Origin of the sequence: Nitrosomonas marina, assembly GCF_900110145.1 — a bacterium.
Classification (GTDB): Bacteria; Pseudomonadota; Gammaproteobacteria; order Burkholderiales; family Nitrosomonadaceae; genus Nitrosomonas; species Nitrosomonas marina.
On the sequence record NZ_FOCP01000020.1, the window covers coordinates 1 to 13652 of the forward strand.

The 13652-nt window shown below is 49.0% G+C and carries 12 protein-coding genes; 2 read left to right on the forward strand and 10 right to left on the reverse strand.

Features of this window, described 5'->3' with window-relative positions; genetic code table 11:
• Positions 1 to 91 precede the first annotated feature (91 nt).
• The 7 genes from BMX44_RS12550 to BMX44_RS12580 form a co-directional block, all read right to left on the reverse strand.
• On the reverse strand, positions 92 to 373 hold the full coding sequence (locus tag BMX44_RS12550) for a hypothetical protein (RefSeq protein WP_090633586.1): 282 nt from the start codon (positions 371 to 373) through the stop codon (positions 92 to 94).
• 605 nt (positions 374 to 978) lie between these two features.
• Complete coding sequence (locus tag BMX44_RS12555) at positions 979 to 2754, reverse strand: BatD family protein (protein WP_090633588.1); 1776 nt, start codon at positions 2752 to 2754, stop codon at positions 979 to 981.
• Positions 2751 to 4535 carry a vWA domain-containing protein gene (locus tag BMX44_RS12560; RefSeq protein WP_143056947.1) on the reverse strand — a complete coding sequence of 595 codons (1785 nt, stop codon included), beginning with the start codon at positions 4533 to 4535 and terminating at the stop codon, positions 2751 to 2753. The genes BMX44_RS12555 and BMX44_RS12560 overlap by 4 nt, the downstream gene beginning before the upstream one ends.
• Before the next feature lie 14 nt (positions 4536 to 4549).
• A complete protein-coding gene (locus BMX44_RS12565; protein ID WP_090633592.1) occupies positions 4550 to 5533 on the reverse strand; it encodes a vWA domain-containing protein in 984 nt (327 codons plus the stop codon).
• 3 nt (positions 5534 to 5536) lie between these two features.
• Positions 5537 to 5992 (reverse strand): DUF4381 domain-containing protein, encoded by a 456-nt coding sequence (locus BMX44_RS12570; protein WP_090633594.1) that lies wholly within the window; start codon positions 5990 to 5992, stop codon positions 5537 to 5539.
• Positions 5985 to 6902, reverse strand: a complete 918-nt coding sequence (locus tag BMX44_RS12575; RefSeq protein ID WP_090633596.1) for a DUF58 domain-containing protein — start codon at positions 6900 to 6902, stop codon at positions 5985 to 5987. The genes BMX44_RS12570 and BMX44_RS12575 overlap by 8 nt, the downstream gene beginning before the upstream one ends.
• Entirely contained in the window at positions 6899 to 7882 is a 984-nt protein-coding gene (locus BMX44_RS12580) for an AAA family ATPase (protein ID WP_090633598.1), read from the reverse strand. Before BMX44_RS12580 ends, BMX44_RS12575 begins: the two co-directional genes overlap by 4 nt.
• A 958-nt stretch (positions 7883 to 8840) precedes the next feature.
• Between BMX44_RS12580 and BMX44_RS12590 the strand changes: the two genes are divergently transcribed.
• Positions 8841 to 10175 carry an HD-GYP domain-containing protein gene (locus BMX44_RS12590; protein ID WP_090633602.1) on the forward strand — a complete coding sequence of 445 codons (1335 nt, stop codon included), beginning with the start codon at positions 8841 to 8843 and terminating at the stop codon, positions 10173 to 10175.
• A gap of 19 nt (positions 10176 to 10194) precedes the next feature.
• Positions 10195 to 11478, forward strand: a complete 1284-nt coding sequence (locus BMX44_RS12595) for a putative bifunctional diguanylate cyclase/phosphodiesterase (protein WP_177167757.1) — start codon at positions 10195 to 10197, stop codon at positions 11476 to 11478.
• 183 nt (positions 11479 to 11661) lie between these two features.
• On the opposite strand, the gene BMX44_RS12600 is transcribed toward BMX44_RS12595, so the two are convergent.
• From BMX44_RS12600 to gmhB, 3 genes are read right to left on the reverse strand one after another with little or no spacing between them, the layout of a single operon-like run.
• Entirely contained in the window at positions 11662 to 12351 is a 690-nt protein-coding gene (locus tag BMX44_RS12600; protein WP_090633606.1) for a M48 family metallopeptidase, read from the reverse strand.
• A complete protein-coding gene (locus tag BMX44_RS12605) occupies positions 12351 to 13115 on the reverse strand; it encodes a lysophospholipid acyltransferase family protein (protein WP_177167758.1) in 765 nt (254 codons plus the stop codon). The genes BMX44_RS12600 and BMX44_RS12605 overlap by 1 nt, the downstream gene beginning before the upstream one ends.
• Positions 13112 to 13651 carry a D-glycero-beta-D-manno-heptose 1,7-bisphosphate 7-phosphatase gene (gmhB, locus tag BMX44_RS12610; protein ID WP_090633610.1) on the reverse strand — a complete coding sequence of 180 codons (540 nt, stop codon included), beginning with the start codon at positions 13649 to 13651 and terminating at the stop codon, positions 13112 to 13114. The genes BMX44_RS12605 and gmhB overlap by 4 nt, the downstream gene beginning before the upstream one ends.
• Between the last annotated feature and the right edge of the window lies 1 nt (position 13652).

Here is a 13652-nt window from a genome sequence, read left to right on the forward strand (position 1 = left end):
CTAATAGCCGTATTGATGAGTTGTTGCCGTTAACGCCGGAATTTATCGAAGCATTAAAACAAGAAAAATTATAGATGGTCGCGCCGGACGCTTACAATTCTGGTCTATTCCCAACAAGGTTAAGATTTTGCAGAGCCATTTCAATTTCGAAGGAATCGGCTTCCAGTTCGTCCCAGATAACGGTGGCACTTATTTCGTGAGCGGTATCATTGCGACGGCCTCTAACATCATGGAGGTTGTCGCCGTTATTGATCATATTATTGTCGGAGGCGAAAGAGATTCTACCTCCTAAAGTTTTCGAATACTTTTTTGGCATTCGTCCATGGTGCTTCTTGATTTCCCCTTCTAATGCCTCGTCAAGTATTGACGTCATTTTTATATACAGGAGTCATGGAAGAAATTTTTCCAGTATCGGATTTTGGACCATGTCAGTGCCATCAAGATTTGAAGCAATTCTATAGTTACGCACAAAAACTTTTTCGATTAGAAACAGTCGCCATTCCTTAGCTATTGATTGGGCAGTCATTCGGTTCTTGAGTCCGCATAACTAGAATTAGACGTCCGGAATGACGCAATGTATTGCGTCAAGCGTCAACAATGACATCTATAATGGCAAACTTCATGATATCTCCTTAAGTTTTATGGCATCTGGTCAATTTAGCTTTTATTTTAACAAACCGTGTTAGATCCACCAGAATTCGAAATCCAGGATACATATCTATACTAACAGTTTGTCCCTGTTATCCCATCAAAGCGTATTATTCGTCGATACGTTTTTTCCAACGCCGCTCATCGATATATTGGAAGAATAAAATGTCAGATATTATTAGTTTTTTCTCCTAGAGAATGTTCAAGATCTCGACCTAGGAATGCAATACAAAATTGAACTCAAAAGCGGAACATACACACAGTATGTGAGCACTTTTAGTTCGATTTTAACGCCGTAATGCACTCTTCAGTGAAATCTTGAACAGGTTCTTAGGAATACAATTCAGGCAAAGCACTGCCACCCCTGTCATCTTTTGACGCATGAACAGTTTTCGGCAATTCAGTAATCAGTTTCGCCAGTTCCTGCCCGTCCCAGTTTTCCTGGTTATTCTGATACAGCACACGATCCAGTTGCGTTAACGTTGCATCAATGGCCGGATCGTTCAGGCGCGATGAGAGTTCGTCAAGTCCTCTAGGCGGAGAATCGGGCCAGTGGCATGCAGCCCATTTGAGCAGAAGATGACGCGCCTGCTGCGGATTGTTTGACTGACAGGCGGCGAGAAACCGTTTTCTGGCCTGCCTGGCATTTTCAAGTTCTTCAAAGGGCGACTTTTCTGCGCCATTCGGCTGAAGCGGCATACGTTGCATACGGTGCACGCGCCAGAACAGGCCGAGTGTTATCAGCCACAGTGTAGCAAATAGCAACGCTAACCAGAACCAGCCGGAATCACCAACAGTCGGTGAACCCGTAAAACGGCCCGTTCGGTCTGCCGGAAACAGCTGGCCGCCGGCCTGTTCTGTGGATTGTCGTGCTGAACGATCCGGTCCATAGCCGACATCCGGCATGTTAGTCGCGGCATCCTGTTGTTGCCCGGCAGCCGGAAGCACTTCCACCGTGCGTTCCGGCAGCTTAGCGACCTGTTCGCTGTCAGTGGCAGTGTCCCACCAGTGTAAGGTAAAGGCCGGAAGGGTATATTTTCCGGGTTGGGTCGGCATGTATGCCAGGCGCAGTGTTTTTTCTCCCTGGACTGTGCCCGACTGGTTTTGCGTGTTCGATTGCGCGCGGTCGGGATAGAGCTTGAAACCTTCGGGGTCTGTCAATTTTAATTCAGGCAGCTGTTCTCCTGTCACGCCCAGCGCTTTAATAGAAATATTGCGCGTAACCGGTTCGCCCATACTGATTTGACTGTTATCAGGTTGCCAGGTTTCGTGCAGTTCAACGGCTTCGGCAGGCAGCCAGTAGGGTGATTTACTTTGGTCAGGACGCGGCCGAACATCCAGCGTAATCGCTTCTCCGCGCAACCGGACCGGACGGGTACTGGAAAAGAAGCGGTCAAAAAAAGGATCCTGTCGATTGGAGGTTTCCGGTATTTGTGCATTCAGGACCGCGGCCGGAATCACCAGTTTGCCACTGACCTGTGGAAAAACCACAAACTCACGCTCAATCACCGTGTAGCTTCGGCCATTACGCTGGGTTGTATACTCGCGATCTTCACCGAGCTTGCTCACCATCATGTTTTCATGTTCAGGTTCGCCCAAGCTGCCCTGCGCCAGATTGACAGCAAAAAATACCCGCTGGGTATACCGAACCATTCCCTGCACGTAGGGATCGGTTTTGTCAACGCTGGTTTCCAGAAAAATCGGTGCAGCTGCATCGGGCTCATTGTCGGCAGACGCTGCTACCACCTGCAGGGTCAGTTCAGGCGTATATTCATTGTTAATATGCAACGGTGGAATGGTCAATTGACCGCTGCGCAGGGGAATCAGCGAAATCGTCCAGGTCGTGCGCGAATCCATTTTGCCATTAATAATATTGACGCGGCTGCCACTCATGGTACCGGCGATTTCAAAATCCTGCTCCAATACACGCGTATCGGGCATAGCCGATATCTGACCTGCGGCCTCGATAATCAACCGTACAGTCTCACCCTCGGTTATGCGCTCGCGATCCAATTGTGCGGTCAACGCCGCAACAGCCTGTACAGGACCCAATAGCAGGCAAAACAAAAACATGATGGAATGAAAGAAGTATTTAATATGACTCATCTCTGTCTTCGCTGATGATGTTCCAACATGAATTTTCGGCGCAGCAGGCCGGCAGGGTCCTCGGGAATCTGCCGAAGCCACTGTTCCAGCGCCAGCTCTTCCTCGCTTGACAGCGGCTCATTCTCATCGGCCCTGTCATCATGGACTGACGCATTCGACTGATTAACTTGCTGATCTTCCGGGTATTGATCGTCATGATCTGATTGCACCGCATCAGTGGGTTGCGACTCGCGTTGCCCATCATCAGCATGCAACTCGCTGCTATCACCATTAGCCTCGTTATTGTCGTTTTTCGCTTCGTCTTCAGTCTGCGTCATGTTGTCTTGTTTAGAATCACTTTCTGAGCCATTCTCTTCATTGCGCTCATCGCCGCTTTCCTTTTTATCCTCTCCTTTTTCATCCTGTTCGCTTTCATCATTTTGATGCGCCGGTTCATCGTCTAGTTGCTGGTCTTGCAACAGTTTCTCCAGCAATTCTAGATTGGCTTTTGCGTCTTCATGCGCAGGATTTTCCTGTAATACTTCGCGATAGGCATTCATGGCCCGCTCAATCTCGCCCGCGCGCGCAAGTGCATTGCCCTGGTTATAAAGTGCATCAGGATCATCCGACTCGGCAAACGCTTTTGCGGCTGCTTCAAATTCACCAGCTTCGTATAACGCCGTACCGCGCCAGTTCGGGTCTCGAAACTGCTGCGCGGCGGTCTGCGGATCGCCCTGCTGCAGATATCTGTACGCCTGTTGATCAGCTCGTAGCCATAAATCCTGCCAGCCAAAGGCGTGACCAGGCGGTGGTGCAACGAAAAATAACGCATACCCCAGCAACCAGCCCCGCCGGAATGATACAGCGGCCAGTAATACAATAACAGGCAACAGCCAGACTCCACTCTCCACCCAACGCTCGACACCGCCAGCGCCGTCTGACATTTGCTCAAAATCACCTGCAGAGGATACTTCCACTAACAAACGGTTCAAATCCCGGTCATCGGTCGTCAGCCTGCTGAATGCGCCACCGCCGGCGCGTGCAAGTTCCTGGAGCGGTGACGGATCAAAGCGAATTACTTCGGTTATGCCATCACGCACAATCGCACCTCCCAGTTCGCTGCCGATACCCAGCACGGAAAGTGTGTGCCCCTGGTCATGTAATTCCCTCGCCTGAGACAGGGCCGCTGCCGGATCCTCAATACCGTCGGTAATTAATAGCAATTCACCTGCGCGAATGCCTTTCAGATTCAGCAATTCCATCGCCATCTGCAAAGCCGGTGCAGCATAATCACCACTTACCGGCATGATATCCGTCCGCAGTGCCGTAACCAGATTCTGAATGGTTCTGGTATCCTCGGTAAGCGGTGTAACAATATGTGGCTCACCGGCAAATACGACTATACCGGTACGCCCTTCCCTGGAGCGGTCAAGTATATCCATGATCTTAAAACGCGCACGCTCCAGACGCGAGGGTGCCAGATCGCGCGCGTCCATCGACGGTGACAAATCGAGTATTAGAATCCGCGATAATTGTGCTTGCCACACAGCCTCGGGCTGGCGTTCCCACACCGGACCAGCAAGTGCGCAGACGGTCAACACCCAGCCCGCGGCAAGTATCAACAATGGCAAACGCGCCGATCGGCCAGGCTTCTCCAGCCACAAACCGGACAGCAGTTGCCGGTCAATGACCCTTCGCCAGGCTTCACCGGCCGACTGCCTGCGCCAGAGCAATATGAGCAGCCATATGACCGGTATCAACGCCAGGAACCATAATGGACGTAAGAAATGAAATTCGTTCATAACATAAACGGGGTTTATTTCATTCTCCACATGTATTGTACGAGCAAAAAACTCATTAACAGTGCGAGACCGAGTGGCCAGACAAAAAGTTCAGATGTGGGGCGAACGAGACGACCACCTTCCATCGTAGGTTCGAGGCGGTCCAGCTGACGGTAGATATCCTGAAGCGTATCCCGGTCGGTAGCGCGAAAATACTTTCCGCCTGTCAAGTCGGCAATCATTTGCAACGTCGCTTCGTCCAGATCTGACGCAGGATTTACCATACGCATACCAAACAGGGTCTGCATCTCGTGCGCTTCGCCGCCCACACCAATGGTGTAAATACGCAACCCCTGTAGTTGGGCAAGCTCGGCGGCTTTGCGCGGCTGCACATGACCTGCGTTATTGGCGCCATCGGTCAGCAGCACCAGGACAGCATCTTCGGCATCATGCCGCAAACCTTTCAGATGCTTGATCGCCATGCCGATAGCATCACCGATCGCTGTTTCGCGTCCGGCTATACCGATTGCGGTACCCTGCAGCAGGTTTGCCACGGTTGCGTGATCGAACGTCAGCGGCGTCTGCAGATAAGCCTCGCTGCCAAACAGAATCAATCCGATACGGTCCCCCTCGCGGCGACGGATGAAGTCACCGGCCACCTGTTTGACGACATCCATACGGTTGGCATGCCCATCACCCATATCAGCAATCTCCATACTGCCGGACACATCGACAGCCAGAATCAAATCGCGCCCAGTCTCGGGAAGTTCAGTTTCCTCACCAATCCATTGCGGCCTGGCCGCAGCAGTGACCAGCAGCAGCCAGCATATGAACAGCCCCCACAAGCGTGGCGAACGTATCGACTGTCGGCGCGTTTCAGCAAAACCGTCTGAAATGGAGCCGGCAAACGGTGCAAATAAAATACCCCGATTAACGCTTATAGCAGGCGGCAGATAATGCCTGAGAAGCCAGGGCAACGGTAAACACAGAAACATCCAAGGCCATGCAAATTCAAACATCCTTCACTTTTTTGGCAGGTTCGTTTTAATCCACTGACGCGCCAGATCGATCAGTTCATCCAGATCAGCGTGCACCTCTTGATATGGGCCTGATAACAGCAAACGGCCGGGGCCGTTGGAAAACCGCCCGTTGCCACCATTGTTATCAAGAAAAACAAGCCAGGACTGGCCGGATAGCCCTGCTACTTCTTTTGCAGACCAGCAGACCAGTGCATACCGTTTCAGCAGCTGATTCAAACGCGAGACAGGCTGATTCACATCATGCCGGTTACCAGCCAGCCATTTCAGTTCATAAAGCGCTGCACGCTGTGCGACCCGTTTTTTTCTGTATCGGTAAATCAAAATACCGCACACTGTTAACAGCAACACGGCAATCCACCAGCCCGGCGCAGGCGGCCACCAGCTGACAGGCACGGGCGTATGCAGTGGACGCAGTGCTGCAAGTGGATCTTCAATCATTGGTTTTATTCTGCCGGGCCAAACCCGAACGCAAAGCAGGAACCATAGGGTCGGTCGTGGCGATTTTCATAAAGTGAATGGCATGGCGCGCACAGACGCTGCGGATTTTTTCACAATGCAACTGAAATTGTCTCTGCCACTGTCCGAAAGCAGCCTCACGGCCTGTATCGACAGTCATATAATGCCGGCTGGTACCAAGGTGATACAAGCCCGGTGGCGGAGGCGTTGCTTCCAGTGGATCGTAAAGTAATGCACCAATCACATCATTATGACGCACCAAGGCGCTCAGGTATTTCTCAGCACTGTTTCCAAGCTCCCTGAAATCACTGAAAATGACAACCATGCTGCCTGGCAGAACAATCCGAACCATCCGGGCGAGTGCGTCGTCCAGACGACCAGTTCTCATATCCCCCGGTCTTGAAGGCTGTAATTGTACCATCGCTTTCAGCATCGATAACAATCCAACCTCGCGTGTGGCCGGAAAAATTTCGCGATGCCCGTCTGCCGCCTGAACAATACCGCCAACACGGTCACCCGCATTGACGGCAGCCCAGCCAAGTAATGCACATAACCTGCCCGCAAGTACAGATTTGTATTGCACGCGACTGCCAAAAAACATACCCGGATGCAGATCAACGAGAAACAGCACCGGACGTTCGCGTTCTTCACGAAACAGTTTGGTATGCGGACGACCGCGCCGGGCGGTTACACGCCAGTCAATGGTTCGTGCATCATCACCGGCCTGGTATGCGCGCACTTCATCAAATTCCATACCCCTGCCATGATAAACAGAAAGATAACCGCCCGCCTGCCTCGACAAAACGCGTCTGCGCGCACCGAGTTCCAGGCCTCGTGCAGCTGCACGCATGCGAATCAGGTTTTTTAGTTCCAGGGTAACGCCTTCGCTCATGGTGCTGGCACACTGGCTAATATGTGGTCAATACATTGTTGAGCAGTGATACCTTCCGCTTCCGCCTCATAATTAAGCAAAATCCGGTGGCGTAGCGCATCTGGTGCAACATTTTGCACATCCTCAGGTGTCACAAAATCACGCCCTGCCAACCAGGCCATAGAGCGCGCTGCTCGCTCTATAGCAATCGCACCGCGGGGGCTCGCACCCCAGCGTATCCAGCTGGACAATTCCTGTCCGTATTGACCGGGATTTCGCGTTGTCTCGATGATCTCCACGATATAATCCTCCACGGCCTCGGCCAGATGCAACTGCATAATTTCACGCCGGGCAGTAAAAATCTGTTTCTGCGTTACTTTTCGAAGCTCAAGAGGCATTTTATGGTCCAGCGCGCAAAGTGCCTCATGCCGAACTACTTGCAGAATTTTCCGGCTGGCGTGTTTGTCCGGATAGCCAACACGCACGTGCAGCAGGAAACGGTCGAGTTGCGCTTCTGGCAACGGATAGGTTCCTTCCTGTTCAATCGGGTTCTGCGTAGCCATTACCAGAAATAGCGGCGGCAACGGATAGCTGTTCGCGCCGACAGTAACCTGCCGCTCTTCCATCGCTTCAAGCAGGGCAGATTGTACCTTGGCAGGTGCACGGTTAATTTCGTCAGCGAGAATCACATTATGAAACATGGGCCCTTCGTTGAAGGAAAAACTGCCGGTTTCTGGATGATAAACATCACTGCCAGTCAAATCAGCCGGTAATAAATCAGGTGTAAACTGGATACGGTGAAAATCCGCCTCAAGACCACGGGCAAGCGATTTAATCGCACGTGTTTTGGCAAGTCCAGGCGCTCCCTCCAGTAGCAGGTGACCGTCACATAATAATGTCAGCAGCAACCGTTGTACCAGCACCTGCTGTCCGACAATCTGCTGTTCGAGTTCGCGGGAAAGCTGTGTAAACGCTTTTCTGTGAATATTTTCAGAACTCATTTTGATGCATGCTTACAGTTTTCGATGAATCAATCATAATGTATCCCAAGCAAATACCATGGCAGGGCGTTATTGTACGAAACAATCTCTTGATGTGTAAAAATCTCTCTGTCTTGCCATCAACATTCCGACAATCAAGTCTTGCAGCACAAAGTGACTCGCTGTTTTCTTTTTTTGCGTAATAATGTATTTTTAATCATGCGTTTATCGATACATCTTTTACCTTTTTTAATAGATAACAAATCGTACTATTACATTACACTTAACCAGTGACTATGGTTAAAAGTCTGTAAGGAGTGAACAAACTCACCACATCACTCCATATTTTATACACACATGAGTTTCAAGCGTCATAACCTGCGTTTTCAAACGAGAAGTATTCCTTTGAGAAATACCCTTTGAGAACAAGTTTCAAATCAGGTTCACAGATTTTGTAAACATAGCGTATCTGTTATAGCAATTGCTTTCGGATTTTTTGTTAACCCAACCTGTCAAACACTTTGCAGCATTGACCTAATAAATAGTACGTCCGGGAAGTTTAGTTCATGGTTGCATCCATTTCTGCAGGCCATGATTTTCAGAAAAGCAGCTCTTCGTTGATCGTTTCGCAGGATAAATATGGCGATTTCACTGCCTTTTTCAATATCTGGTTTTGGAAAAAAAAGTGTATAAATCAGATTTATAGACCGCTGGATCCATTTACGATTCGCGATATTAGATATAGCGGGTGCAATTAATGAAAAGATATTCAGAACAGGCCTATAGTCAAGATTCTAATGGGCAGCCAACGAAGCTAATTATCAGAAGGCCGCCAAAAATGATACCGGATAATACTTAACAATTTTTTGACGATACGTTTTGTCAACGATATGCACAGCATACTCATACATACAAACAGAAACCACTTAAAAACAGGGGTCTCGACATTCGGCAGAACCGTTTTTATATCGATATTGACATGCAAGCCAGTAATACGACCCACAAAGTAAAGGTACGGGACCTGAAATTCGGCATGTATGTGAGCCAGCTTGACCGCCCCTGGCTGGAGACGCCATATTCGATTCAGGGTATTCTGATTACCGACATGGAAGACATACTAGAGCTTGAACGACACTGCAGGTATGTTTATGTAGATATCAATCGATGCGAATCACACATAATCCAAAAATATCGACTGGGAAAATTTGATCAAATACTGACAAAAGAAACCTACAAAACCAGACATGATGCACTGAATAAAGTACTCATCCGTGAAACCACCAGGAAAGTCGGAAAAATTCGTCAGACACCTAGAGCAGTTGTTGAAAAAACACACTTTCATGGTAATCAGGTTTATGTTGACGCGTGTACAGTCGAGGAAGAACTTCCAGTTGCTACCCGGGTGCATCAGTTTGCGCACGATATCATCAAAGAAATCACCAGCGACTTTAAGCGCAATCAATATCTTGAAGTAAGCGGCGCACAAAACACAGTATATGCATTGCGGGACAGCATCGTAAGAAACCCCGATGCAATGCTGTTACTCGCACAACTCAAATCTTCCGGTGAAACGCTTTATGACGAAGCCGTGAAACACTCCATTCTATTGATGGCTTTTGGCAGACATCTGGGGCTCCCACGAAATGAACTTTCAATGCTGGGATTAGGCGGCATGTTTATGGATATCGGCAAGCTGCAGTTACATCAAAAAATGACCACCACTCAGGATATGCTCGACACTGTCGATGTGAACCTATTGAAACAACATGTGCTACTTGGTGAAAAAATGATTAAACAGTCAGGCGACATACCCACATCAGTTTATGAAATTGTTGCGCAGCATCACGAACGTGAGGATGGGTGCGGGTATCCGCGAGGACTCAGCGCCAATCAGTTGAATACTTATGCACGCATGGCCGCAATTGTTGACAATTACCTGGAACTTTGCAAGTCACAAGCAAATGCTTCGTCAAACTGTGCATTTCAGGTTTTTAATCAACTAAAAACACTGGCCCGTTATGGGTTAAATGCAACACTGGTTGAACAGTTTGCACACTGTCTTGGTTTTTTTCCTGTGGGCAGCCTGGTGGAACTAAACTCGGGCGAAGTAGCTATCGTATTGTCACACAGCCGCTCCAATAGATCCCTGCCCTCTGTCATGGTGATACTCGACGCCAACAAACAACCTTATACAATGCCTGAAACTCGAAACCTCAGACTGATGAGACCCGGACCGGACGGTACACCATACACTATTGTGCAGGATCTGCCACATGGCGCTTATGGTATTGACTCTGCCAGTTATTATTTATAAAACATTTCAAAACTTAGCAATGCCAGTCCATAGTTATCAAGCCTTTCTGCAAGCTGCTTCAAGAATCCTGCTGGACGCGAACAATGCACACCAGCATAGCGCCGTCATCATTATTAATCTGGAGGGGTTGCCAAAACTTGATGGTATCCTGGGATATGCTGAAGTCGACGAAATTCTCGGCAACCTGGTTCAACAAATACAAAGCGCTTTAAATGCCAAGGATATTACCGGACCAAGTGGGCGCCATCAGATCTGCTGTCTCCTTTCTGATTTGCTGACTACGAATCATGCGATTCTGGCAGCACACAAAATCATGCGTGTTTTTACACAAACCCACTACTTCAATCATCGGCGAATCAGCTTGCTGCCCCGCATTGGTGTGGCGCTGAATGGTACCAGGAAAGACAATCTTAAACAGCTCATGCGCAACGCCAGCACCGCGCTCCATCATGCACAGCGCAACCGGGAATCGATTCGCTTATACGACGAGAATGAAAAGGAGTTGTTGCTTTCCGGTATGGATATCTGGTCAGAACTTGACCGGGCAATCGACACCGGCGAACTACAACTGGTTTTTCAACCACAACTGTGGACAAGCACGGGAACAATCAGATCGGCTGAGGCATTATTACGCTGGAATCATTCCAGTCGGGGATTCATTTCGCCAGACAAACTCGTACAAGCAGCAGAAGGTACTGAATTGATGACCAAGCTGACTCTGTGGGTTCTCAACACAGCGCTGAGACAATGCCAGGAGTATCGCAAAGCAGGTCTTAGCACAGGTGTTTCAATCAACTTATCCGCTGACGATTTAAACGACACTGAACTGGTCGAATTAATCGAACAGGCTGCCAATATCTGGTGCATACCGCCTGGCGATATCATGATTGAATTAACAGAAACGACTATCATGGAGGACCAAACCAACTCATTAGAGACAATACATGCCCTGAAAAATATCGGTTTCAAACTTGCAATGGACGATTTCGGAACGGGTTATTCATCTATGGAACGGTTATTGCTGTTGCCACTGGACGAAATCAAAATCGACAGAACCTTTGTTAAAGACATGCTGATGTATCCCGCACACGAACATATTGTCAGCTCAATGATCAATATTGGCCATCAACTTAATCTGGATATTATCGCTGAAGGCGTCGAGAATATGGAAACCTATAAGCACCTTCAGATACTTGGTTGCGATGCCGTTCAGGGCTATTTTGTAGGCAACGGCATGACGTTGTCTGAACTGATCAATTTTGGCCTTCGGCTTAAAGCAGCTGGACGATATGCACTCTGTTAAGATTGGTAGCTGACGAACTGCAATCCAGGGAACCAGCAACACAACCAAGAGCCGAACAGCTGTCTGCTGTTAACTGTTGATTCTAAAGCGATCGCGGTGCGGCCCAATTCAAACAACACTCGTAAAATGACTGCTTTCAGCATACAAGCCCTGGTCAGCCGGGGCTTCAGGATCATGAGCAGACTAGTAGTTGCGCAATTCCCTGCGCGCATGTTGATAATCCGGATAAATGGTAGCAACTCGCTTCCAGAACGCGCCTGAATGGTTCATTTCAAACAAATGACATAACTCATGAGCGACGACATAATCAACCAGAGGCAGCGGCAATTGCACAAGACGTACATTTAATCGAATGACGCCGCTGCTGCTACAGCTGCCCCAGCGTGTCTTGGCGTGTGAGAGTTTGAATGGCGGATAAGGCAAGTTGAGTCGATCCGCATACAGCGTCAAGCGCTCACTGAAACAGGCAAGGGCACGCTGCCGATACCAGTCTATCATCCATTTCCGGAAAACCTCCGAAGACAAATACTGATCAGGCAATTTCTTTTCAGCGGAACCGGCGGGCACCATGCAAAGTTGGCCGTTTACCGCTATTCCTGGCTTCCATAAGTCGCCCAGTAAGGGAAACACTGCTGTGCCCGGCAAAAAACCTTCTACTGGATCTCGTGAGAGTTTATTGCGCCAGATGGCCAATTTTTCAAGAATCCAGCCTGTTTTACCGAGAACGACTGCATCTATTTGAGCATTCGTAAGATCATGTGGGGCATTAACCTGCAGACCCTGATGACAGATTCTCAAACCAACCGATTTGCGTCCGCTGCGTTTGATCCGATAATTAACAGTTTCACCGGCCAGGTGAATTTGACGCAACATCACTGATTTCTGGCTTCAGTCTGTATAACGCTACTATTGATCGCCGCCTGTCGCTGACTGATACGCACCACTTCGGTTTCGATCCATTTTTCCACTTTGGCGTTAAGTTCATTAGCCTCCATTCCCGTCGGATCAATTGGTTTGCCGATACTGACGGTAATGATACCGGGTTTTTTGACAAAAGCGTTTCTAGCCCAGAATTCACCAGCATTGTGGGCGACCGGTACGACCAGCGTGTTGGTATGGGTCGCCAGCCAAGCGCCACCGATACGATAGCTCCCCCGCTTGCCAGGCGGCATGCGCGTACCCTCTGGAAAAATCACCACCCAAAAACCACTTCTCAGTCGTTCCTGTCCCTGCTCCACGACCTGGTCTAGCGCACTTCTTCCAGCGCTACGGTCAATAGCAATGGGATTGGTCATTGCCAGCCCCCAGCCAAAAAATGGAATCCGTAGCAGTTCTTTTTTCAGAACCCATACCTGCGGTGGAAAAATTTTCTGAAAAGCCAGTGTCTCCCAGGCTGATTGATGTTTAGATAACACGATACTCGGGGTTTTCGGAATATTCTCAGCACCCAGCAAACGATAGCGCAAACCACAGACATGCTGCAGTAAAAACAGAATCATGCGCGTCCAGGTTGATGTGACACGATAGCGCGCATGCGCGGACAATGGAAAACATGTTAGCGTGAAAATCGCATATGGTGGTGTGATTATGACGAGCAGCAACATGTAACAGGCAGAACGCAAAAACGGCAGCATCATGCGAATCCCACGATGGCATCAACCGCAGCAGCCAGATCGTCATATACCTGAGTGCGCGGCGGCAGTTTGTTCAATTCCCGGGTTGCTTTGCCTTTACCGGTCAACACGAGAATCGGTAAAGCGCCTACAGCGTCCGCTACCAGCAAATCACGCAAGGCGTCTCCAATCGTCGGCGTATTTTTAAGATCCGTTCCATAACGCTGCATGATTTCTTCAAACATGCCGGTTTTTGGCTTGCGACAACGACATTTGTCAGCATGGGTATGCGGGCAGAAAAAAATAGAATCAATCCGTCCACCAGCCTGGGCCACTGCTTTATACATTTTATCGTTAATAGCATTAAACGTGACCATGTCAAGCAGGCCTCGACCAATCCCGGATTGATTGGTAGCGGTTACAATCCGATAACCGAAATGCGTCAGACGCGCAATGGCCTCTATACTGTTAGGAATTGGTTCCCACTCATCAGGAGTCTTTATAAACGCTTCGCTGCTCTGATTAATGACGCCGTTATGATCAAGAATAACCAGTTTCATT